The organism is Burkholderia sp. AU15512 (assembly GCF_002223325.1).
In the GTDB taxonomy this organism is placed as follows: domain Bacteria; phylum Pseudomonadota; class Gammaproteobacteria; order Burkholderiales; family Burkholderiaceae; genus Burkholderia.
On record NZ_NKEX01000006.1, the window covers coordinates 2,782,776 to 2,804,412 of the forward strand.

Sequence of the window (21,637 nt, forward strand, 5' to 3'; positions counted from 1 at the left end):
GACGGCATTCGAACAAGCAGAATCAAGGAGACACGGGTGAACAAGATGCGAATCGTCGCAGCCGGCTTGCTGCTCGGCGCCTGTCTGCCGGGCGTCGCGGCCGCGCAGGTCTGCAAGGTGCCGACCCTTCGGGTGCTCGCGCAGAAGAGCCTCGGCCTGTCGGTGATGGAGAAATCGCTGGCCGACTACGAGAAGAAGAGCGGCACCAAGGTCGAGATCAGCTATTTCGGCGAAAACGACCGCCGCGCGAAATCGCGGCTCGACGCGTCGACCGGCGCGGGCTCGTATCAGATCTACTACGTCGACGAGGCGAACGTCGCCGAATTCGCATCGGCCAACTGGATCGTGCCGCTCCTCAAGTACTACCCGAAGGAATACGACTACGACGACTTCCTGCCCGGCCGCCGCGCGGTCGCGAGCTACAACGGCGTCGCGTACTTCGCGCCGCTGATCGGCGGCGGCGACTTCCTGTTCTACCGCCGCGACCTGCTCGACGCCGCGCACATCCCGGTGCCGAAGACGCTCGACCAGCTCGTCGCCGCGATCAAGAAGCTCAACGCGCCGCCGAAGCTGTACGGCTGGGTCGCGCGCGGCCAGCGCGGCTCGGGGATGAACGTGTGGCGCTGGTCGCCGTTCATGCTCGGGATGGGCGGCGCCTGGACCGACAAGGGCGGCCAGCCCGCGTTCAATTCGCCGGCCGCCGTGAAGGCCACGCAGCTCTACGGCGACCTGTTCAAGTACGCGCCGCCGGGCGCGGCAACCTACGACTGGAGCAACGCGCTCGAAGCGTTCCGCTCGGGCAAGGTCGCGTTCATGATCGAATCGACGCCGTTCGCGGACTGGATGGAGGATGCGAGCAAGTCGAGCGTGGCCGGCAAGGTCGGCTACACGCGCCCGCCCGCCCCTCTGCCGTCGGCCGCCTACGGCCACGGCTTCGCGATCTCGGCGGTCGGCGCGAAGGACGACTGCACGCGGATGGCCGCCGGCCGCTTCATCGCGTGGGCGACCAGCAAGGACCAGGAGCAGGCGCGGCTGCGCAACGGCGTGTTCAGCGACTACAACCGGTCGAGCACGATCGCGAGCCCGTACTTCAAGCAGCACGTCGCGCCGCAAATCCAGGCCGGGCTAAACGACACCAACCCGGTCACGCAGGTGACGATCTGGCGCACGCCGCAGTGGCCGGATATCGGCGACAACCTCGGCATCGCGCTCGAGCAGGTGTTCACCGGCACGCAGACGGACGTGCGCGGCACGCTCGACGACGCAGACCAGTACGCGAAGGACGCGCTCGAACATGGCGCTCGCAAATGACGGCGCCGGCGGACGCGCGCTCGGCGTCCGTCCGGCCCCTGCCCCGCCTTCCGCACCGTCCGCCCGGCGCGGCCGCGCGCGCCGCGACCGCACGAGCCTGCCGTGGGTGTTCCTCGCGCCGACGCTCGCGCTGCTCGCCGTCCTGAGCCTCGTCCCGACCGTCGCCGCGATCAACCTCGCGCTGCGCAACCGCGTGCTGCGCTATCCCGACAGCGAATACGTCGGCCTGCGCAACTTCATCCGGCTCGCGTCCGACCGGCGCTTCCTGAACGCGATCGAGGTGTCGGTGCTGTGGGAAGTCGTCACGGTGGCCGGCGCGGTGCTGGTCGGGATCGCGCTGGCCGTGTTCCTGTTCGAGCGCGTGCACGGCCGCTGGCGCCGCCTCGCGTCGCTGGTGCTGATCATGCCGGTGCTGCTGCCGCGCGTATCGGCCGCGTTCATCTGGAAGTTCATGTACGCGCCGCTCACCGGCATCCTGAGCTGGCTGCTCGGCATGCTCGGGATCGAGAACACCGCGTTCCTCGCCGATCCGCATCTCGCGCTGTACGCGGTCGCGCTGGTCGACGTGTGGCAATGGGGGCTGTTCTTCGCGGTCGTGATCCTGAAGCTGCTGGAGACGCTGCCGCCCGAGCCGCTCGAAGCCGCGCGGCTCGACAACGCGACGACGTGGCAGGTGCATGCGTACATCACGTTGCCGATGCTGAAGGCGCCGCTCGTGAGCCTCGTGTTCATCAAGATGGTCGAATCGCTGCGCTCGTTCGACCTGATCTACGTGATGACCAAGGGCGGCCCCGGCATCGCGACCGAAACGCTCGACCTGTACGCGTACCAGCAGGGCATCGGCCTCGCCGGCAAGGTGTCCTATGCGTCGGGCATGGCCGTACTGATGATGGTCGCGACCACGCTCGTCTTCACGCTCATCTGGAAGAGGGTCAACAAATGGGACGACTGATGGCCCGCCGCGGCACCGCCGCGACCGTTTCGACCGCAACGACTGTCGCGATCGCCGGCGCGATCCTGCTCGTCGCCGCGTTCCCGCTGTTCTGGGCCGTGCTCAATTCGCTCAAGCACCTGCTCGACATCGTCACGCCCGTGCCGCGCTTCATCTTCACGCCGACGCTCGCGAACTACGAGCAGGTGCTGTCGAGCCCCGAGGTGCTGATCGGCCTCGGCAACAGCATCGCGATCGTCGGCGCGGCCGTGCTGATCGGCGCGGTGCTCGGCGTGCCGGCCGCGTATGCGATCGCGCGCTACCCGATACGCGGCAAGCGCGACATCCAGTTCTTCCTGCTGTCGCTGCGCTTCCTGCCGCCCGTCGCGGTCGCGCTGCCGCTGATCGCGATCTGGGTCGATCTCGGGCTGTACGACACGAAGCTGTCGATGATCGTCACGTACCTGCTCGTCACGCTGTCGACCATCACGTGGCTGTCGATCCCCGTGTTCCGCCGGCTGCCGCGCGAGATCGAGGAAGCCGCCGCGCTCGACGGCTACGGCCCGTACGCGGTGTTCTGGCATATCGCGCTGCCGGTATGTGCGAGCACGCTGCTCGGCGGCATCGTGTTCAGCTTCGTGCTGGTGTGGAACGAACTGATGATCGCGCTCGCGCTGACGTCGTCGCGCAGCGCGACGCTGCCGGTGGTCGCGTCCGCGTTCACGTCGCTCGGCCAGGAAGTGCCGTGGGGCGTGATCAATGCGTCGACGGTGCTGCTCGCGCTGCCGCCGCTCGTGTTCGTCGGCATGCTGAGCCGCCTGCTCAATTCGATGGTCAAGGGAAAATAAGGAGGATGTGTTGAAAGCACTCGTACTCGAACGCACGCGCGAACTCGCGCTGCGCGACATCGACCTGCCGCAGGCGGTCGGCCCTGGCGACGTCCGGATCAAGGTGCATACGGTCGGCGTGTGCGGCAGCGACGTGCATTACTACGTGCACGGCGGGATCGGCCCGTTTCGCGTCGACGCGCCGATGGTGCTCGGCCACGAGGCGTCCGGCACCGTCGTCGAGACCGGCGCCGGCGTCACGCACCTGCGCGTCGGCGACCGCGTGTGCATGGAGCCCGGCGTGCCGCGCCTCGATTCGCCCGCGACGCTGCGCGGGCTCTACAACCTCGACCCCGACGTGCGCTTCTGGGCGACGCCGCCCATCCACGGCTGCCTGACGCCGTACGTCGTGCATCCGGCCGCGTTCACGTACCGGCTGCCCGACACCGTGTCGTTCGCCGAAGGCGCGATCGTCGAGCCGCTGTCGATCGGCCTGCAGGCCGCGAAGAAGGCGGCGATGAAGCCGGGCGACCTCGCGGTCGTGATCGGCGCCGGCACGATCGGCGCGATGACGGCGCTCGCCGCGCTCGCCGGCGGCGCCGCGCGCGTGATCCTCGCCGACGTCGTGCCCGACAAGCTCGCGCTGTTCGCCGACAACCGTGCCGTCACGACCGTCGACGTGCGCACACAGTCGCTCGCCGACGTGGTAGCCGAAGCAACGGACGGCTGGGGCGCGGACGTCGTGTTCGAGGCCAGCGGCAGCGCGAACGCGTATGCGAACCTCGTCGACCTGATGTGCCCGGGCGGCTGCGCGGTGCTGATCGGGATGCCGGTCGCCCCGGTGCCGCTCGACGTGGTCGCGCTGCAGGCGAAGGAAGGCCGCATCGAATCGGTGTTCCGCTACGCGAACATCTTTCCGCGCGCGCTCGCGCTGATCGCGTCCGGTGCGATCGACGTGAAGCCGTTCATCTCGCGCACGTTCCCGTTTTCCGAAGGCGTGCGCGCGTTCGAGGAAGCGGCGAGCGGCCACCCGCGCGACGTCAAGATTCAGATCGAAATGGATTAGGGCGTGTTCACGCTAATAACGGGCTTGCGAACGTGCCTTTCCGCCCGCAGTGCAAGGAGTAAGGAGCGCCGTTTGGCCGTGCCAAACAAGCGACGCACGACGCCGCAATGTGGGCGGAAAGGCACGTTCCCCTGTTTGAAAAATGCATTCGTGGGGCTGGCCACCAGAAGGGCCGAGCGCCGCGTCATGCTCCTCGCGAATACGTCGAGTATTCGCTTCGTCGCAATCCTCGCGCTCGGCCCTTCTGGTGGCCAGCGCAAGCCCGTTATTAGCGTGGACACGCCCTAAACCATGGCCCAGATCACCTGCAAGGCTTTGTCGAAGCACTACGACGGCGGCCCCGCCGTGCTGCATCCGCTCGACCTCGAGATCGCCGACGGCGAATTCATCGTGCTGCTCGGCCCGTCCGGCTGCGGCAAGTCGACGATGCTGCGGATGATCGCGGGCCTCGAGGCGATCACCGGCGGCGAGCTTTTGATCGGCGACGCGGTCGTCAACGACCTGCCGTCGCGCGAGCGCAATGTCGCGATGGTGTTCCAGAACTACGCGCTGTACCCGCACATGACGGTGTACGACAACATCGCGTTCGGCCTGCGCCGGCTGAAGGTGCCGGCCGACGAGATCGACCGCCGCGTGCGCGACGTCGCCCGCATTCTGAGCCTCGACGCACTGCTCGACCGCCGCCCGCGCGCGATGTCGGGCGGCCAGCAGCAGCGCGCGGCGATCGCACGCGCGATGATCAAGACGCCCGCCGTGTTCCTGTTCGACGAGCCGTTGTCGAACCTCGACGCGAAGCTGCGCACGCAGTTGCGCGGCGACATCAAGCGGCTGCATCGGCGGCTGAAGACGACCACGCTGTACGTCACGCACGACCAACTGGAGGCGATGACGCTCGCCGATCGCGTCGTGCTGATGCGCGGCGGCCACATCGAGCAGATCGGCACGCCGGCCGAGCTGTACGGGCAGCCGCACACGGTGTTCGCCGCCGGCTTCGTCGGCACGCCGGCGATGAACTTCGCGGCGGGCACGATCGAGCGCCTCGGCGCGAACGTGCTGCTCGACTGCAACGGCGCGCGCTGGCCGCTCGCGTCGCCACGCTTCGCCCCGCTGCACGACGGTCAGCAGGTGAAGGCCGCGATCCGGCCGAACCACCTGCGGCTCGTCACCGAACCGGATCCGACCCCGGGCACGCTCGCGCTGACCGGCACGGTCGAGCTCGTCGAGCTGCTCGGCGCCGAGGCACTCGTCACGCTGGACTGGCACGGCCAGCCGTGCGCGGCCCTCGTGCCGGCCCCGATGGCCCCGGCGCCGGGGGCCGTGGTAGCGTTCCGCTTCGACGAAGAAGCCCTGCATCTGTTCGACGCCGGCACCGAGCGCAACGTCACGCTGCCGGACGCGAACCCGACCGCGCACGCGGCGCCGCCGGCGGCCGCGACGCGCACCACGCCGCCCGCCGCGACGGGCTGGTCGATGTCCCGCTCGTAGCACGCCGGCACGCCCCCGACGGAGCACACGATGAACCCGGATCTCGAGATCGTTCCCACCCACCGCGACGAATCGTTCCGCGCGTGGATCCACGACTATCCGCACTCGGTCGCGAAGTGGCACTTTCATCCCGAGTACGAGATTCATCTGATCCAGTCGTCGCACGGCAAGATGTTCGTCGGCGATCACATCGGCGATTTCGGCCCGGGCAACCTGATCGTCACCGGGCCGAACCTGCCGCACAACTGGGTCAGCGAACTCCCCGACGGCGAACGCGTGCCGTCGCGCGACGTCGTGCTGCAGTTCTCGCGCGATGCGATCGAGAAGATGGTCGGCGCGTTCAGCGAGCTGCAGCCGGTGATCGACCTGATCGACGATGCGGCGCGCGGCGTGCAGTTTCCCGACCGCGTCGGCCGCGACGTCGCGCCGCTGATGCTCGAACTCGCGAACGCGCACGGCTGCCGGCGCGTCGAGATCCTGATGTCGCTGTTCGACCGGCTGTCGTCGTGCCGCGAGCGGCGCGTGCTCGCCGGCCCCGGCTACCGCAGCGACGCGCAGCACTACATGTCGTCGACCATCAACCAGGTGCTGTCGTACCTGCAGCAGAACCTGCCCGGCATGCTGCGCGAGACCGACGTCGCCGCGTTCGCCGGGATGAGCGTCAGCACCTTCACGCGGTTTTTCCGCCGCCATACCGGCTCGTCGTTCGTGCGCTACCTGAACCGGCTGCGCATCAACGAGGCCTGCGAGCTGCTGATGTTTTCCGACCTGACGGTGACCGACATCTGCTACCGGGTTGGCTTCAACAACCTGTCGAATTTCAACCGCCAGTTTCTCGCGATGAAGCAGGTGCCGCCGTCGAGGTTCCGCGCGCTGCACCGGCTCAACGAACCGCACGGCCGCGACGACGCGCCGCCCCCGCGACGCACGCCGCCGCGCGCCCCAGACAGGATGCTTCACACGTGACTTTTCTCGGCATCGATCTCGGCACGTCCGAGGTCAAGGTACTCCTCACCGATTCCCGTTCGGCCCCGCTCGCGACCGGCTCGGCCGCGCTGTCGATCAGCCGCCCGCATCCGCACTGGTCGGAACAGCGCCCGCAGGCGTGGTGGCACGCGATGCTCGACGCGATCGCGGCGGTGCGCGCAGCACACCCGGCCGGCTTCGCCGCGCTGCGCGGCATCGCGTTCTCGGGACAGATGCACGGTGCGACGCTGATCGATCGCGCGGACCAGGTGCTGCGCCCCGCGATCCTGTGGAACGACACGCGCGCCGGCACCGAATGCGTCGAACTCGAGGCGCTGGTGCCGGAATCGCGCGCGATCACCGGCAACATGGCGATGCCCGGCTTCACCGCACCGAAGCTGCTGTGGCTCGCGAAATACGAGCCCGCCGTGTTCCGCGCGGTGCACAAGGTGCTGCTGCCGAAGGACTACCTGATCTGGCGCCTGTCCGGCGAATTCGTGTCCGAGATGTCCGACGCGTCGGGCACGCTGTGGCTCGACTGCGCGCGCCGCGACTGGTCCGACCGGATGCTCGCCGCGACCGAGCTGACGCGCGCGCAGATGCCGCGCCTCGTCGAGGGCAATGCACCGGCCGCACAGCTGCGCGACGCGCTTCGGCGCGAATGGGGCATCGCGGGGCCCGTGACGATCGCCGGCGGCGCCGGCGACAACGCGGCCTCCGCGATCGGCATGGGCGTCACGGGCGCCGGCAGCGGCTTCCTGTCGCTCGGCACGTCGGGCGTGCTATTCGCCGGTAATGACCGTTTCGCGCCGAACCCGGACGCGGCCGTGCACGCGTTCTGCCACTGCGTCGAAGGGCGCTGGCACCAGATGAGCGTGATCCTGTCGGCCGCCGCGAGCCTCGACTGGCTCGCGCGCGCGCACGGCACGACCGCCGGCGTGCTGGCCGCGCGCGCCGAACGCGCGGAGCCGGCCCGTGCGCCGCTGTTCCTGCCGTATCTCGGTGGCGAACGCACGCCGCACAACGACGCGCATGCGCGTGGCGTGTTCTTCGGGCTGTCCAACGAACACACCGCGGACGATCTCGCGTACGCGGTGATGGAAGGCGTCGCGTTCGCGATGGCCGACGGCTACGACGCGCTGCGTGCGGCCGGCACGACGCTCGACGCGGTGTCGTTCATCGGCGGCGGTTCGAAGAGCGCGTTCTGGGCGCGGCTGTGCGCGAATGCGACCGGGCTCGCGATGCAGCGCCATGCGGACGGCGCGGTTGGTGCGGCACTCGGCGCGGCGCGGCTGGCACGCCTGGCCGCGACGGACGACACGCTCGCGGAAGTCTGCGTCGCACCGCCCGTCACGGAGACGGTCGCGCCCGATGCCGCCATGGTCGATCTGCTGGCGGGGCGGTTGGCGCGGTATCGGCGGCTGTATCACGCGCTGCGCGACGAATTCGCGGCGGCCGACTGACTGACGCGCGGCGCGGCCGGCGTCTTCGTCGATTCACACGCGAACGCGCTTGACCCGGCCCTTGGGATCGCCTTTATGCTCGTCATCACGAATCGACGACCCGAAAGGTGACCCATGAGCGATGTCACGCGCGGCCTGAGCGCATCGGAAGCCGCGATGCGGCTTGGCGTATCGGCCAAGGCGCTGCGGCTGTACGAGCGGCAAGGACTGGTCACGCCCGGGCGAACGGTGGCCGGATACCGCGCCTACGGCCCGCACGATCTGGCGCGTGCGGCCGAAGTCGCGGCGCTTCGCGCGCTCGGCTTGAGCCTGGCCCAGGTCGCGAACGTGCTGGGCGGCGACGCCCGCAGCCTGAGCGACGCCCTGGCGACGCATGAGGCGGCGCTCGGGCGCGGCATTCAGGATCTGGTCGGCAAGGTCGACAAGGTTCGCGCGATCCGCGCCGATCTTGCCCGCGGCCGCATGCCCGACGACGGCGAACTGACGCGCCTGCTCGCGCCGGCCGCCGCGGGCGTTGCGTTCAACCTCCCTTGGCCGTGGGACGGCGAATGGTTCGAATTTCGCGATATCCGTCCGCTGAACTACATCATCGGTTCGCTGGGCAGCGGCAAGACCCGTCTCGCGCATCGGCTGGCCGACGCATTGCCCGGCGCCGCGTTCATCGGGCTGGACCGGCTGGAAGACGGCGGCGCGGCGGCGTTCGGCGCGTTGCGGGCCGATCCGGCGCTGAAGGCGCGGGTCGAACGCACGTCGGCATGGCTTGCGGACGAAGGCGCCACGCAATCTCCGGCGCTGACCTTGCTGCTCGCCGGCCTCGAGGCGGACGGCGTGGGTGCTTTGGTCGTGGACATGATCGAACAGGATCTCGACCAGCCGACGCAGGCGGCGCTGATTGCGTACCTTCGCCAGCGCGCCAGAGCCGACGGCATGCGCCCGCTGTTCATGCTGACCCGCTCGTCGGCGATCCTGGATCTGTCGGCCGTCGGCCCGGACGAAGCGATCATTCTGTGTCCCGCGAACCATAGCCCGCCGGCCCGCGTCGCGCCGTACCCCGGCGCGCCGGGCTACGAAGCGGTGGCCACCTGTCTTGCGTCGCCGGCCACCCGCGCGCGGATCGCACGGCGGCCGGAGGCGGGGTAGCGGCATCGCTGCGGTTCGGCATCACGGTCGACGATGGCCGGTGTGTGCGACATCGGGCTGCTGGTGCGGTAGGGCGCCAGAGTAGTGCCATTTCGTTGCGCCCGATTGACTGCAGCCGACCCACTTCGGACGTTTCACTCTTCTTCCGTGATCGGCCGTCACCGTGCGAACAGCGGCCGTTAAACCCGCAGCGTTAAGCCTTCCCTCCTATTCTGCGGAGATCGAGGAGTGAACGACTGCTGGCGCGCGACGACGCATGCGGTATGCGCGGCCAAGGCGCTGGCGGCTGAGACGAAGGGGGCGCGGTGTCGCCCTGAAACCCGTGTCGGGTTTAACTCCCAGTCCAGGGAGTACAACTTCACCCCTGCTCGTCCCCCTACTTTGAGACGCAAGCAATTTCTTGCATTGCGGAATCTTACATTTCGTGCCGGCGAGGATGGCGCCGAAAAAGCTGCATCAGAAAAGCCCGACTAAGATTCCTTGGTTTTCTTGGCATCGTACTCACCGTCATACAGGCTATCAAATGTGCGGAAGAGACGGGTATTTACCCGCTCGATCCAGTCCATCGTCCCTTTGAAATTATCATCATACGCGTCGATACGCTGGAGCCACAGCCGGAAAGGCTTGATAGTAAAATTCACAATCGGCGTCACGTACCTTACGTCAGCGGGATGGTAGTCGGTGAAGGCGGAGAATGTCCCGTCATCATTGCGGACCAAGTCCCAATCCATAGACTCGTTCCAAGAGCCGTGGATTGATTCAGACATCATTCCATAGGTGGCCGGATAGAGATCGTCGTGTTCGATCTCGGCGAAAATTTCCCGGAAGTTTTTTCCCTGCAGCCGCCATTTATTTTTCTTCTGTTCCGCGAAATCGTCCTTAGTCAGGCCTTCAAAATCCATCTTGTCTTTGACGGCAGCGAGCAAACGCTTCCCCGCTTTCGTGTCGAAGAAGGCTGATCCGCTCTCTAATTCCCTGATAATCCTGAGCCGATCCTTGTAAGAACACTTACGGTAATCCTTGATCACGGCGGCGTCGTTCAGCATCAGATAGCTGGCGATCGTTGTAGCTTCGATGAGAGGGCGCTCGAAGATCGCGATAACCTCGGCGTTATCTTGCTCGTGATACTTCACGCATTCTTTGAGGAGCTTGCAGATGCGGACGAGGAGTCCGAGGATAGGTGCGTCATCGATCGAATATCCTGTCGGATTGCGCTCGACGTTACTCATCCTTGTGAGCGCATCATAAATCTCTGCGACATCTTTGAAGAATTGGACCGAGAACGTGTGTAGCCCTTCAAGAGAGCTGAAATGCTTCTCGATGTAGGGTGGCTGATATTTTTCCGTAATCTGGGTAAATTCAATCATGCCTCAGCCTATCATGTGATAGCTATATCTTGGACAAGTTCATAGCGCGTCGTGACGAGAGAGGCAAAGTGTCGTCATGCTAGGATTTGTCGGCCGAGCGTGCCCCAGAGCACCAACAGGAGACCTCCATGAATACACTCAGCGACGTTCATCTCACAGCAAAACAATTGATCGCGGACGAGATCCGCTCGCTGTTCCCTGAGGGCGCTGAATTCCACTCGCTTAACCCGCGCAACTTTTTTGTCCTCTGGCCGTTGCTCGGGCAACCTGAGGATCGCACAAAGTGGTCGCGGAGCGTTTCGATTTATTTTTCTGATCAATTTCTCGAAGCCATCGTGACATTGTCCGAGGAGGCTCGTCGCCCACACATCGAGGAACTTAGCAGGATCATCACAGAGAGGATGGTGGGGTTCGACGAGGGCCGAGCGATTCCATATGGGCAAGTCAAGGACGCCCTTATCGTGGATGTTGCGCAAGACCTCGCGATCTGATTGCCGACCTCGGGACATCCCACCCCTTTGATCCCAGGGCCTCCGTTCCGAGATGCGGGCGGTTGTTGACGAGCCGCCGCCACCTCGCAAGCGGATCTCCTCGTTCATGACCCTTGGATGGGCTTCAACGGCTGGATGGAGTGCCTAACCTACGCTCCGAACGACGCCGAAATGATTGCTGCGCTGGCTGTTGAAGGTGTGATACGGTGATTCGGCTCCGAAAACCATCCTGCAGGTCTCTCCATGCCATCTCAGACTCCTAGGTTTCTCGTTGAAAACGTCGGTCCGAATATCGCCACAGCCAAACTTGCAATGGCTGAAGCGGTCAAGTACTGCGCCTCGAACAATATTGCGAACATTTCCCTAGTGGTTCCTGCGAAGGGACATTTTCTCGGCGGGACGATCGCGGAAATGCTGGGCGATAAGACTGCAAAAGCATTACACGCAGGGCGGTCTGTGAAGGTAGGTGGCTCAAATGTCAGCGTAACGCTTGAGTTTCCAGCACGCATCGCTGCCGTTCAAGCCAATACGCTTCTCCTTGGCGCTCATCTATCGACGTCTGATATGGGCAAACTAGATGACTGTGCGTCGCCAGCCGCGATCGTTTATCTTCCTTGGAGCGAGACCGATGGTAAAGAGTGGCTGTCGCTTTGGCAGCCATCAATCTGGGGAAACGCCTCGTGGCAAGTCGCCGCGCCCTCGATGGATCCGGCGGTAATAGCAGCGTTGGAAAGCCTTCAAACCCGCGTCAATGTGGCAACTGGCCTGGCTCATCCGTCAGACAAGAAAGATGCGCTAGAGACCTTTAGGGTGTTACGACAAGCGGGACATCCGGTTAATGCAAACGAGGTGCGGAATTGGGCATTGCGTAACAGTTGGGATCAGCGCGGCGCAGGCGACCTTGAGGCTGTGGCAAAGAAATACGAAAGTTAATTAAGTGGGCCGCGCCGGATCTTGCTGCCGGGCTGCTGCGGGAAGCGACCAGATCGTTGTTCAACCACTTTTGGTCAATAATCCGAGCCCTGCATGATGACCGATTCGGCCGATGAACTGCGATCGACTCTGCTAGGTTCAGTGGCCGCTTTTGAAGTGCTACCGACGCCAGAATGTCCAACTGCGTCTACCCGTGAACGTCGCTTCCTGGCCGGGAGCCGCCGTCGGAGATACGAGCCAGGCTCGTTACTTCGACCCGGCCGAAAGTCGGAAAAGCATGGTGCTGGCCACCCTTGAGGCATGAATCCGGTCGGCGACGTCACAAGGTGTTATCGACCACGCGTAGAACAGTCGCGGTAACTCTGTCACACAATCGCAAAACCGTGGCGCCAGTCGCACGTACTCCGGCACCCACAGGTGCGTCATCCACCACACGAAGTTCACGCATGAACGAGCCGATACAGGCGCCGCACCAGCGTCAACGCCTGCTGCGCCGACGTCAGGTTCGTGAAACCGAGCAGCATGCCGGGCGGCATCCGGCCGCCCGGGCTCCAGTCGTTCAGCGGCTGGACGGAAAAGCCCTGCAGGTCGGCCATGCGTGCGACGGCGCGATCGTCGACCGCCGTGCGCCAGTAGGCCACCACATGCAGGCCACCCGCGCGGGGCGGAATGTACAGCGCATCGCCGAAAACCTTGACCAGCGCATCGATCAGCCACGCACGGCGGGTGGCATAAAGCGCACGCATTTTCTTCAGATGGCGCGCGAAATGCCCTTGTTCCATGAAGTCCGCGACGACGGATTGCATCAGCATCTGACCGCTGTCGCCGAGCCAGCCGGCGCTGTCGCGAAAGGCGGCGACCTGCTCCTCGGGAACGACGAGATACCCCAGCCGCAAGCCCGGATAAAGCACCTTGCTGAACGATCCGGTGTAAAGCACGCGCTGGTGGCGATCCAGGCTCTTGAGCGCGGGCAGCGGGCGGCCGTGGTACCGGAACTCGCTGTCGTAATCGTCCTCGACGATCCAGGCCCGCTGCTGCCGGGCCCAGTCGAGCAAGGCAAGACGCCTCGGCAGCGACAGCGCGACACCGAGCGGGCTTTGATGGGTCGGCGTCACCACGGCAAAACGCGCATCGGCCGCCCGGCGCAGCCCCGCTTCCACGCACAGGCCGTCGTCGTCGACCGGCACGGACACGAGCCGCATCCCCGCGTGCTCGAGCAGGCGGCGTGCATGGATATACCCGGGGTCCTCGAACCAGCCAACGTCGCCGGGACGCAGCAAGGTCCGGCAGATCAGGTCCAGCGCACCGCGATACCCCGCGGTGATGAAAATCTGCCCGGCCGAGCAGTCGATGCCGCGCGACACACCGAGGTACGCGGACAGCGCGCGCCTAAGCCCGTCGTGACCTTGCGGCGGTGCATAGTCCAGCGACGGGGTCGCCATCGCCCGCACATGACGCCCGGTGAGCCGTATCCACGGCATGCGCGGAAACGCATCGAGCGCGGGAATGCCCATCTGGAACGGCTTCGGCCCGCGCGCCGCCGGATCGCCGCGCGGCGGTTCGTCCGGCCGGGGCGCCGCGGCGCGCGGCTGCCGCCCATCCGGCAACTGGGGCGACACGACGGTGCCGGCCGGCCCATGCGCGACCAGGTACCCTTCGCCGATGAGGATCTGATAAGCCGCTTCGACGGTGCCGCGTGCCAGATTGAGTTCGCTGGCCAGGCTCCGTACCGACGGCACGCGCTTGCCCGGCGCCAGCTTGCCCGTCTCGATCGCCTCGCGGAAGCGCCGGACCAGTTGCCGATAGACCGGCATGTCGAGATGACGGTCCGGCATCAGATCGTCGAATTTCATGTCCCAGTCAAATAGTCACTTTTTGGACCTTCAGGATACGCCATCCGATTCGTACAGTAGCGACGTTACCGTGGAGCAATCGTGATGCCAGAGATCCATTTGAAACGCGCCGTGACGGACGCGGATTACCGGTCGACGTTCGACGTGATGCGTGAACTACGCCCGCACCTGACCGATGCCGATGCGTTCGTGCGACAGATGCGCCGCCAGGCCGAACAAGGCTATGTGCTGCTGACCGCACGGCACGGCAGCCCGGACGGCGCGGTCGTCGCGCTGGCGGGATACCGTCACCTCGAAAACACGCTGTACGGGCGCTTCGTCTATGTCGACGACCTGGTCGCAACCGAACACGCGCGCAGTCAACGGCTGGGCGAGCGGCTGCTCGACGCGGTGCGCGACGACGCGCGGCAACACGGCTGCCGGCACCTGGTACTCGATACCGGGCTCTCCAACGCGCTCGCGCAGCGTTTCTATTTCCGCCAGGGGCTGCTGTCCCGCGGCGTGCATTTCAGTCAGTCACTACGGGCGCTCTGATGAACAACCTTCTTTTTGTCGATGCCAGTCCGCATGGCAGTCATTCGCTGGGCGCACGCCTTGCGCACGAAGCCGTCGCGCAATGGCGGGCGGCCCGCCCCGATGCGCGGGTCGTGTCGCGCAGCCTCGGTCAACCCGGATTGCCTTCGCTATCGGCCGACTATGCGCATGCCGTGGTCGCGAGGCAGCCGGATGCCGATCCCGTGCTGGCGTACTCCGAACAACTGATCGCGGAAGTGGAACACAGCGACGGCGTGTTGATCAGCACACCGATGCACAACTTCACGATACCTGCCGCGCTGAAGTTGTGGATCGATTTCGTGCTGCGTATCGGCCGCACGTTCACGGCCACGCCGGAAGGCAAGTTCGGCCTGCTCGCCGATCGACCCGTGCTCGTGCTGGTACGCTCGGGCGGCATCTGCACCGGCGCGGCGGCGCGGCAGCCCGATTTCCTGACCCCGTACCTGAAGCAGGTGCTGTCCGTCATCGGCCTGTCGACGGTCGATTTCATCTACCTCGAAGGCATTGCGCCGAGCGACGCAGCCATCGATGCGGTACGCGCCCAGTTGGCCGCATCGACTCTGCTGGCGCGACGCGCGACGGAAACGGAAACGGCATGAATTCGCCACGCCCCGGTACGCATGCAAGACCCGATGCGTACCGGGGGCAGCGGATCTCGCGCATCCCGGGCCGGGCAGGTCGCCGTCAGGATTCCAGCCGTCCCATCCGGCGCGCCATCGCCGGGCTCACCGCATGCACCGGATCGAACCCGAAGAAGTCGAGCACGTGGCGCGCGACGTCGTCGCGATCGTTGTCCGCGCAGATCATGTGATAGCTGTTCTCGAGCACGATCCCCCGCGCGTCGGGCATCTTTTCCAGCAGGAAATCGGCCGAGCGCAGGCTCGTCAGTTCGTCCTCGCGCGCATGCAGCACGAGCGTCGGGCACGGCGTGCCGGCCGCGGCCTCGAGCGCCCAGTCGCGCATCCGGTCGACCTGCCGCACGCATGCGAGCGGCACCCATGCGTAGTGGAAACTGTCCTCGCGCTCGAACTTCTTCTTCACGATCGCGCGGATCGTCGCGTTCTTGATGCCGAACGGCTCGCCTTCTTCCACACGCATCCGCTCCGCTACCCCCGGCACGCGGTACAGCACGTGCCGCAGCGCGCGGTACCACGGCGTCGACCATCCGTCGATGAACACCGGCGTGGCCAGCAACGCGAGCCGGCCGCGCGCATGCTGCACGCGGTGGCACAGCAGCAGCGCGACCAGCGCGCCCATGCACATGCCCGCGACATGCAGCGTGTCGTACTCGTTTTCCAGCGCGCGATACTGCTCGGTCACCGCATCGAGCCACACCTCCGCGCGCACGCCGACCAGATCCTCGGGGCGCGTGCCGTGCCCCGGCAGCGTGATCATGTGCGTGTCGGCGCCCGCGCGCCGCATCGCCTTGTGCAACGAACCGAGATCGTATTGCGTGCCGCCGAGCCCGTGGATCAGCAGGACGCCCGTGCGGCCCGTCATGACGTGCGTTCGCTCATTCGTCCGCCGCCGGCCACACGCGCTCGAGTTGCCAGACACCCGCCACCACCGTCACGTCGACATTCGAATCGAGCAGCGGCGCGCCGTGATCGGTGATCGTCTGCGTGCCGCCGTCGCGCTGCACGATGCGCAGCGACAGCGACGCGCGATCCTCGCCCGCGATCTCCGCATCCCAGTAGTCGCGCAGCGCATCGCGGTCGCCCGGCTGCACGCGTTCGAGCACGAGCGGCACGCTCGCGATCTGCGATGCATCCACGCCGACGCCGAACACGCGCTCGACGTCGCCGCTCCACTCGATCCGCCCCGATTCCGGGTCGAGCACGTACGCGATCTGGCCGGCGCTCGCGAGCGCGAGCTCCATGTTGTTCTGCAGGACGGCCGCATGCTCATGTACGCGTTCGCGCGTCGTCTTCAGCGTGCTCGCCGTCAGCACCAGCAGCGACGCGACCGCCAGATAAAGCTGCGCTTCGAGCAATGCACTGCCGTAATGCTCGTGAAACGACGCGAACGGGCCGTCGCCCTGCGCGGTCTGCTCGATCACGATCAGCGCGAGCACCAGCACCGACGACGAGCCCGCCCGGCCGCCGAGCAGCAGCGTCACCGCGACGGTGAGGAACAACGGGATATACGTCAGCGCGAAGCCCGCGCCGGTGCCGAATTTCTGCGACGTGTCGCCGTCGAAGATCACGAGTGCGACGCCGACGACCAGCACGAACGAGACCATGCCGAGCACGAGGTCGAAGCGCTCGTGATCGCCCGAGCGATGCGCGCGAAAGCGCGACCATGACGCGAGCACCGGCGTGACCAGCAGCACGCCGACGAAATCGGACGCGGCCCACACCGACCACACGTCGAAGAACGGCGCGCCCTTGACCGCCGTGTACCAGGCCGCGCCGCCGATCGCGCCGACCACGCCCGCGATCAGGCCGGCGAGGATTACCGAGCGCAGGAAATACAGCCCTTCGAGCGAGAAGCGCACGCGCTGGACGAGCCACACCGCGAGCGCGGCCGCACCGACCTCGTCGACCGTGAACAGCACCGCGTTGACCAGGCTGGCCTGTTCGATGGCGCTCAGCGCGAGTTGCCCGACCAGGAATGCGCCGGCCAGCGTCAGCCATTCGCGCATCGGCCGCAGCATGAACGCGCCGACCGTCACGCCGGCCGGCAGCCAGATGTAGCCCGTCAGCCGGACGGGGCCGTTGAACTGGTGCGAGATGTAGCCGGTCGCGAGATACAGCGCCGCCCAGAGCAGCGCGGCGACGAGGCCCGGCCGCGATCGTTTGGTGTCCATCGAGAATCCCTGTGTGCTGCGCCTGCGGTCGGCAAGCGCGCGATGTGCGAATGATATGCGGGCGGGGCGGGCCGGGGAATACCGGGGCCGGAACCACGTGCGGGGCGCCGGCGCGCCCGCGCGCTGGCGGTTGTGACCGGGCCAGGATCAGAAAAGTTCGGTGTGTGCCGGGTTCGGCTGCGACACGTCAGAACGTCGTCTTGGCCGGACGGCCAAAATCGTCCGCAGCCGATGGATCGCATCTAGCATGAAAGATATTCGAAAGCATCTGCTTCCAGTATCGTCCACGTCATCCGCCCACTTTCCGCATGACCCTACGCCATGAAAACCGTACCGGCCCGGCCGATCCCGGCCCCCTCTGCGCCATGAGCCGCTTTCGCGCCACCTACGACGGGCCCGCGCTCGAATCGTCGGAAAGGGACGTGCGCGAACTCGCGCCCGCGCTGCTCGCCATCGGGGATCTGCTCGGCGCATCGACCCGCGCGCTGTGCGGCAATCAGGTGCGGCCGCAGGTGAACGTGCGCGGCAGCTTCAAGACCGGCAGTTTCGGCATCGACTTCACGCTCGCGACGTCATTGCTCGGCCGCATGCGCGACCTGTTGAGCGGCAACGAAGGCACGGCGCTCGCCAATGCGGTCACGATCCTGACCGCGCTCGGCATCGCCGCACCGAAGGCGGGAAAAGGGCTCTTTGCCGTCCTCAAATGGCTGCGCGGGCGCGAGATCCTGCAGGTGCAGATGCAAGACCACACCGCCATCCTGCATGTCGAAGGCGACACCCTCGAAATCGACCTGCCCGTCCTCACGCTGCTGCGCGACGTCGGCGTTCGCCGCGCCACCGAGCACGTGCTTGCCCCGCTCGCGCGCGAAGGCATCGTGGTGTTTGCGGTCGGCACCGATACGGAAATCGTCGAAACGGTCGACCGGAGCGAGATCGCATGGTTTCACGCGCCCGAACCGGCCGACTCGCTCATCCTCGACGAGCATTGCAAGATGGCGTTCTCGATCGTGTCGCTCGCATTCAAGGACGACAACAAGTGGCGGCTATACGACGGCACGTCGACGATTCACGCAGCGATCACGGACACCGGCTTCCTGTCGCGCATGAACAACAGCCAGATCAGTTTCAGCAAGGGAGACGTGCTCGTGTGCAATGTCCGCATGCAGCAATGGCAAACCTCGGACGGCGCAAAAACCGAATACGAGGTCACGAATGTCCTCGAACATCGCCCGGCCGGCCTGCAGATTCAGCTGCCGGGGCTTTGACGCCCGCCCGCCTCAGTCCACTCGCCGCCACACCGAGATCGGTATGTCGCCGTTGGCGCGCGGCGGCACGCGGTAGCTCAGCTCGCCGTCCTTCAATTGATAGCTTCGCGTCTGTGTTTGCCCGATCCAGTTCGGGTACGACGAATTGACGATGTGAAACGCGAGCTTGTGTTTCGCGGGATCGACGGTCAGCGTGCCGTAGTGAGTGCTCGACCCGAGCACGGCGTCACGGAATTCGTCCGGCGTGCCGGTCGCCTTGTCGTTCGACGCGAAGCGCGGGCGCTCCGACTTGAAGATCTGCAGCGAATAGTTTCCGTGCACGTCGATCAGCAGCAACCCCTTCGGATCGGCGCCATAGTCGCGGCCAACCGTGCCGTCGGGATGTTGTACGTCCGCCGCGACCAGCGTCCATGTCCCCGCGAGCGACGGCGCGGCCGATGCGTCGCCGGGAATCATCGATGCGGCCAGCAGCATGCCGGGAAAGCCTTGGCGGAATATCGAGCGGATGTTCATTCACGGTCCTCGTGAGAAAGAAGGGAAGCAACCTCACGGGCATCCGCAGCGGCGTATCGCGCGCATCCCCGTGAACCGGAACGACCGGTTCACTTGATGGTAGCGACGGGAATGTGCAATAAATACGGTAATTCGACATCAACTTATAAGAAAAACGGAATCATGACGCTCCCGAATCTCGACATGGATGCGCTGCGCACGCTGATCGCCGCGGATCGGCTCGGCAGCCTCAACCGCGCCGCCGACCGGATCGGCCGCTCGCAGTCGGCGGTCAGCCAGCAGATGCGCAAGCTCGAAACGCAGATCGGCCAGCCGCTGTTTCGCCGCCAGGGGCGCGGCCTCGTGCCGACCGAGGCGGGCGAACTGATGCTGTCCTATGCGCGCCGCATTCTCGAGCTGAACGACGAGGCGGTGGGCGCGATCCGCGGCGCGGCGATCGAGGGGGCCGTGCGATTCGGGCTACCGGGCGACTTCGCCGAATCGTGGCTGCCCGTCGCGCTCGGCCAGTTCAAGCGCACGCACCCGGGCGTGCGCGTCGACATCGTCGTCGACGGCAACGGCGCGCTGCTCGACCGGCTCGACGGCGGCGAACTCGACGTCGTACTCGCGATGGGCCGCGGGCATCGTACCGACGCCGAACACCTGGTCACGCTGTCGATGGCGTGGATCGGGCCGCAGGGCGTCGATGTGCGTCCACGCGCCGGCATGCCGCTGGATCTTGCGCTGTACAAGCCGCCATGCCTGTTCCGCAAGGCTGGTACCGATGCGCTCGACAAGGCCGGGATCCCGTGGCGGCTCGCTTACACGACCGGCAGCCTGCAAAGCCTGTGGGCCGGCATCGCGGGCGGGCTGGGGATTACGGCGAGAACGATGGTGGGTGTGCCGCAGACGTTGCGGCAGCTTGGCGAGCGCGACGGCCTGCCGCCGCTGCCTTCAGTGGACGTGTGCCTCCATGCGGGTGGAGGCGATGCGCCTTCCGCGCTCGCGAGCCTGAAACGCGTCGTGGTCGACACGCTGATCGCCAATCTCGCGGATGCGCGGAAGGTGTCCGGCCGGCGCGCCGCATGATCGGCCACGGAGGTGTGCCGAATTCGGCGCTGCGCCCTTTGACCCGCTGCCCGCCATCAGGAATGATGCGCTGCGGGGATCGACCTTGCCGTCGACGATCCCGCCTTCCCGAACGAACGAGTCCGCCCGATGACACACGCAATCCGCCTGCGCCCGGCGTCTGCCGCCGACCTGCCGTTCCTGCTGACGCTTCGCAAGCTCACGATGACGGAGCATCTGCAACGCGCCGGCATGCCGACCGACGACGACGCGCACGACCGGCGCATCCGCGCGCACTTCGACGATGCGATGATCGTCTGCAACGACGATGAAGCCATCGGCTTGCTGAAGGTGACACGCGCCCCCGACGCGTGGCACGTGCACCAGATCCAGATCCTCCCCGCGCACCAGGGCCGGGGCGTCGGTGAAGTCGTGCTGAACGCATTGCTGAACGACGCGGCACGCGCGCACGTGCCGGTGTCGCTCAGCGTGCTGCACGGCAACCCGGCGCGGCGGCTCTACGAACGGCTCGGCTTCCGCAGCGAGTCGGAATCCGACACGAGCGCGAGCATGATCTGGCGCGCGTGACGTCCGGCGTTTCGACGCCGCCGCGTGACTGCATTACTGCATTACTGCATTACTGCATTACTGCATTACTGCATTACTGCATTACTGCGTGATCTTCGCGTCCTTCAGCAGGTTGCCGATCATCTGCGCACTCGCCTTCTCCACCGCAGCCGCCTGCAATTGCTGCTGAAGCCCCGGCTTCGCGGCGGCGAAGCCCGGCACCTGCGTCGGCCGCTTCGCATCCAGCTTCACGATCGCCCGCACGCCGTCGACCGGAATCGAATCGTTCGTCACGGCGCCGACCTTCAGTTTCTCGAGCGCCTGCGCGACCGGCAGCGGCAGGCCGGACGTCTTGCCTTCCGTCGCCGGCGTGTGGAAGCTCACCCACGGCAGTTCGCCGCCGGCATCGCGGCTCGGCGCCATGCTGTACTGACGCGCCAGCCCTTCGAACGACTTGCCCGCCTTCAGCTCGCTGAGCACCGTCGCGGCCGTCACCGGATCCTGGACGATGATCAGGCGCGGCTTGTACTCGTTCTTGCCGAGCGTGGCCACGAGTTCGTCGTAGCGCGCCTTGACCTGTTCTTCGGTCACCGGCTCGGGCTTCACGTTGTCGCGCAGGTAAAGCTGCACTTCGGCGTTCGTTTTCGCCTGCTGCACCGCCGCCTTGACCTCGGGCTTGTCGGCATAGTTCGCCTTCTCGGCAGCCTGCTGAACCAGCACGCGCGTGATCAGCTGATTCTTGATCGCCTGGCGGATCTGCGGCGAGTCCGGTTGCCCGGACGCGCGCAGCAGCGTATCGACGTCGGCCTGGGTGATCGGCGTACCGTTGACCGTCGCGACGGTCGCGACGGCCGGCGCCGTCTCTGCGTGGGCAGTCCCGCTCAGCGCGCCGGCCAGCACGGCGATCAGCAACAGGCGGTTCGGGGTGGTTTTCGTCTTCATCTTTTCGTCACTTCGGCTCAAAAAACGCGGCAGGGGTTGCCACGCAAATTCACCGGCGCGGCAATGCGCCGGTGCAACCCGTCAGTCGATTCGGTTCATCGTCGTG

General features: G+C 66.1%; 21 protein-coding genes. 15 read left to right on the forward strand and 6 right to left on the reverse strand.

What is annotated here, in order from left to right; all coding sequences use genetic code 11:
* Positions 1 to 45: 45 nt before the first annotated feature.
* From CFB43_RS31835 to CFB43_RS31875, 8 genes are all read left to right on the forward strand, one after another.
* The gene (locus tag CFB43_RS31835) at positions 46 to 1,311 is read left to right on the forward strand and encodes an ABC transporter substrate-binding protein (RefSeq protein WP_264171021.1); all 1,266 of its coding nucleotides are present in this window, start codon (positions 46 to 48) and stop codon (positions 1,309 to 1,311) included.
* Positions 1,295 to 2,263, forward strand: coding sequence for a carbohydrate ABC transporter permease (locus tag CFB43_RS31840; protein ID WP_256990150.1), 969 nt, complete (start codon positions 1,295 to 1,297; stop codon positions 2,261 to 2,263). Before CFB43_RS31835 ends, CFB43_RS31840 begins: the two co-directional genes overlap by 17 nt.
* Positions 2,251 to 3,090: a carbohydrate ABC transporter permease gene (locus tag CFB43_RS31845; RefSeq protein ID WP_089428633.1), complete on the forward strand. Its 840-nt coding sequence runs from the start codon at positions 2,251 to 2,253 to the stop codon at positions 3,088 to 3,090. The genes CFB43_RS31840 and CFB43_RS31845 overlap by 13 nt, the downstream gene beginning before the upstream one ends.
* 10 nt (positions 3,091 to 3,100) lie before the next feature.
* Positions 3,101 to 4,135 (forward strand): NAD(P)-dependent alcohol dehydrogenase, encoded by a 1,035-nt coding sequence (locus CFB43_RS31850; RefSeq protein ID WP_089498017.1) that lies wholly within the window; start codon positions 3,101 to 3,103, stop codon positions 4,133 to 4,135.
* Positions 4,136 to 4,426: 291 nt separating this feature from the next.
* Positions 4,427 to 5,620, forward strand: a complete 1,194-nt coding sequence (locus CFB43_RS31860; protein ID WP_089498019.1) for an ABC transporter ATP-binding protein — start codon at positions 4,427 to 4,429, stop codon at positions 5,618 to 5,620.
* Positions 5,621 to 5,650: 30 nt separating this feature from the next.
* Complete coding sequence (locus tag CFB43_RS31865) at positions 5,651 to 6,586, forward strand: AraC family transcriptional regulator (RefSeq protein ID WP_089498020.1); 936 nt, start codon at positions 5,651 to 5,653, stop codon at positions 6,584 to 6,586.
* On the forward strand, positions 6,583 to 8,049 hold the full coding sequence (gene xylB, locus CFB43_RS31870; RefSeq protein ID WP_089498021.1) for a xylulokinase: 1,467 nt from the start codon (positions 6,583 to 6,585) through the stop codon (positions 8,047 to 8,049). Before CFB43_RS31865 ends, xylB begins: the two co-directional genes overlap by 4 nt.
* 114 nt (positions 8,050 to 8,163) lie before the next feature.
* A complete protein-coding gene (locus CFB43_RS31875) occupies positions 8,164 to 9,189 on the forward strand; it encodes a MerR family transcriptional regulator (protein ID WP_089498022.1) in 1,026 nt (341 codons plus the stop codon).
* A gap of 470 nt (positions 9,190 to 9,659) precedes the next feature.
* On the opposite strand, the gene CFB43_RS31880 is transcribed toward CFB43_RS31875, so the two are convergent.
* Entirely contained in the window at positions 9,660 to 10,556 is an 897-nt protein-coding gene (locus CFB43_RS31880; protein WP_089498023.1) for a DUF5677 domain-containing protein, read from the reverse strand.
* Positions 10,557 to 10,684: 128 nt separating this feature from the next.
* On the opposite strand from CFB43_RS31880, the gene CFB43_RS31885 reads away from it, so the two are divergent.
* Complete coding sequence (locus CFB43_RS31885) at positions 10,685 to 11,047, forward strand: hypothetical protein (RefSeq protein WP_089498024.1); 363 nt, start codon at positions 10,685 to 10,687, stop codon at positions 11,045 to 11,047.
* A gap of 243 nt (positions 11,048 to 11,290) precedes the next feature.
* A complete protein-coding gene (locus CFB43_RS38105) occupies positions 11,291 to 11,980 on the forward strand; it encodes a hypothetical protein (RefSeq protein WP_144023140.1) in 690 nt (229 codons plus the stop codon).
* A 440-nt stretch (positions 11,981 to 12,420) separates the two neighbouring features.
* Here the strand turns inward: CFB43_RS38105 and pdxR are convergent, their stop codons facing one another.
* On the reverse strand, positions 12,421 to 13,833 hold the full coding sequence (gene pdxR / locus CFB43_RS31890) for a MocR-like pyridoxine biosynthesis transcription factor PdxR (protein ID WP_089498025.1): 1,413 nt from the start codon (positions 13,831 to 13,833) through the stop codon (positions 12,421 to 12,423).
* Between the two features lie 84 nt (positions 13,834 to 13,917).
* Between pdxR and CFB43_RS31895 the strand changes: the two genes are divergently transcribed.
* Both CFB43_RS31895 and CFB43_RS31900 read left to right on the forward strand, forming a co-directional pair.
* Positions 13,918 to 14,367 (forward strand): GNAT family N-acetyltransferase, encoded by a 450-nt coding sequence (locus CFB43_RS31895; RefSeq protein ID WP_089498026.1) that lies wholly within the window; start codon positions 13,918 to 13,920, stop codon positions 14,365 to 14,367.
* Complete coding sequence (locus CFB43_RS31900) at positions 14,367 to 14,987, forward strand: FMN-dependent NADH-azoreductase (RefSeq protein WP_089498027.1); 621 nt, start codon at positions 14,367 to 14,369, stop codon at positions 14,985 to 14,987. The genes CFB43_RS31895 and CFB43_RS31900 overlap by 1 nt, the downstream gene beginning before the upstream one ends.
* Before the next feature lie 85 nt (positions 14,988 to 15,072).
* Here the strand turns inward: CFB43_RS31900 and CFB43_RS31905 are convergent, their stop codons facing one another.
* Positions 15,073 to 15,888 (reverse strand): alpha/beta hydrolase, encoded by an 816-nt coding sequence (locus CFB43_RS31905; protein ID WP_089498028.1) that lies wholly within the window; start codon positions 15,886 to 15,888, stop codon positions 15,073 to 15,075.
* A 13-nt stretch (positions 15,889 to 15,901) separates the two neighbouring features.
* A complete protein-coding gene (locus CFB43_RS31910) occupies positions 15,902 to 17,197 on the reverse strand; it encodes an MASE1 domain-containing protein (RefSeq protein ID WP_089498029.1) in 1,296 nt (431 codons plus the stop codon).
* 308 nt (positions 17,198 to 17,505) lie between these two features.
* Here CFB43_RS31910 and CFB43_RS31915 point away from each other — a divergent pair, with 308 nt between their 5' ends.
* Positions 17,506 to 18,462, forward strand: coding sequence for a hypothetical protein (locus CFB43_RS31915; protein ID WP_089498030.1), 957 nt, complete (start codon positions 17,506 to 17,508; stop codon positions 18,460 to 18,462).
* 12 nt (positions 18,463 to 18,474) lie between these two features.
* On the opposite strand, the gene CFB43_RS31920 is transcribed toward CFB43_RS31915, so the two are convergent.
* Positions 18,475 to 18,975, reverse strand: coding sequence for a lipocalin-like domain-containing protein (locus CFB43_RS31920; protein ID WP_089473844.1), 501 nt, complete (start codon positions 18,973 to 18,975; stop codon positions 18,475 to 18,477).
* Positions 18,976 to 19,137: 162 nt separating this feature from the next.
* Between CFB43_RS31920 and CFB43_RS31925 the strand changes: the two genes are divergently transcribed.
* Together CFB43_RS31925 and CFB43_RS31930 are read left to right on the forward strand one after the other, a co-directional pair.
* The gene (locus tag CFB43_RS31925; protein ID WP_089498031.1) at positions 19,138 to 20,043 is read left to right on the forward strand and encodes a LysR substrate-binding domain-containing protein; all 906 of its coding nucleotides are present in this window, start codon (positions 19,138 to 19,140) and stop codon (positions 20,041 to 20,043) included.
* Positions 20,044 to 20,172: 129 nt separating this feature from the next.
* On the forward strand, positions 20,173 to 20,610 hold the full coding sequence (locus CFB43_RS31930; protein WP_089498032.1) for a GNAT family N-acetyltransferase: 438 nt from the start codon (positions 20,173 to 20,175) through the stop codon (positions 20,608 to 20,610).
* Positions 20,611 to 20,691: 81 nt separating this feature from the next.
* Here the strand turns inward: CFB43_RS31930 and CFB43_RS31935 are convergent, their stop codons facing one another.
* Positions 20,692 to 21,531, reverse strand: coding sequence for a peptidylprolyl isomerase (locus CFB43_RS31935; RefSeq protein ID WP_089498033.1), 840 nt, complete (start codon positions 21,529 to 21,531; stop codon positions 20,692 to 20,694).
* Positions 21,532 to 21,637 lie beyond the last annotated feature (106 nt).

Coding starts and splice junctions, on each gene's coding strand:
- CFB43_RS31885 (WP_089498024.1), top strand. CDS start 10,685: ATGAATACACTCAGCGACGTTCATCTCACAGCAAAACAATTGATCGCG.
- CFB43_RS31865 (WP_089498020.1), top strand. CDS start 5,651: ATGAACCCGGATCTCGAGATCGTTCCCACCCACCGCGACGAATCGTTC.
- CFB43_RS31905 (WP_089498028.1), bottom strand. CDS start 15,888: ATGACGGGCCGCACGGGCGTCCTGCTGATCCACGGGCTCGGCGGCACG.
- CFB43_RS31835 (WP_264171021.1), top strand. CDS start 46: ATGCGAATCGTCGCAGCCGGCTTGCTGCTCGGCGCCTGTCTGCCGGGC.
- CFB43_RS31860 (WP_089498019.1), top strand. CDS start 4,427: ATGGCCCAGATCACCTGCAAGGCTTTGTCGAAGCACTACGACGGCGGC.
- CFB43_RS31925 (WP_089498031.1), top strand. CDS start 19,138: ATGACGCTCCCGAATCTCGACATGGATGCGCTGCGCACGCTGATCGCC.
- CFB43_RS31900 (WP_089498027.1), top strand. CDS start 14,367: ATGAACAACCTTCTTTTTGTCGATGCCAGTCCGCATGGCAGTCATTCG.
- CFB43_RS31915 (WP_089498030.1), top strand. CDS start 17,506: ATGACCCTACGCCATGAAAACCGTACCGGCCCGGCCGATCCCGGCCCC.
- CFB43_RS31845 (WP_089428633.1), top strand. CDS start 2,251: ATGGGACGACTGATGGCCCGCCGCGGCACCGCCGCGACCGTTTCGACC.
- CFB43_RS31930 (WP_089498032.1), top strand. CDS start 20,173: ATGACACACGCAATCCGCCTGCGCCCGGCGTCTGCCGCCGACCTGCCG.
- CFB43_RS31910 (WP_089498029.1), bottom strand. CDS start 17,197: ATGGACACCAAACGATCGCGGCCGGGCCTCGTCGCCGCGCTGCTCTGG.
- CFB43_RS38105 (WP_144023140.1), top strand. CDS start 11,291: ATGCCATCTCAGACTCCTAGGTTTCTCGTTGAAAACGTCGGTCCGAAT.
- CFB43_RS31840 (WP_256990150.1), top strand. CDS start 1,295: ATGGCGCTCGCAAATGACGGCGCCGGCGGACGCGCGCTCGGCGTCCGT.
- CFB43_RS31875 (WP_089498022.1), top strand. CDS start 8,164: ATGAGCGATGTCACGCGCGGCCTGAGCGCATCGGAAGCCGCGATGCGG.
- pdxR (WP_089498025.1), bottom strand. CDS start 13,833: ATGAAATTCGACGATCTGATGCCGGACCGTCATCTCGACATGCCGGTC.
- CFB43_RS31935 (WP_089498033.1), bottom strand. CDS start 21,531: ATGAAGACGAAAACCACCCCGAACCGCCTGTTGCTGATCGCCGTGCTG.
- CFB43_RS31920 (WP_089473844.1), bottom strand. CDS start 18,975: ATGAACATCCGCTCGATATTCCGCCAAGGCTTTCCCGGCATGCTGCTG.
- CFB43_RS31880 (WP_089498023.1), bottom strand. CDS start 10,556: ATGATTGAATTTACCCAGATTACGGAAAAATATCAGCCACCCTACATC.
- CFB43_RS31895 (WP_089498026.1), top strand. CDS start 13,918: ATGCCAGAGATCCATTTGAAACGCGCCGTGACGGACGCGGATTACCGG.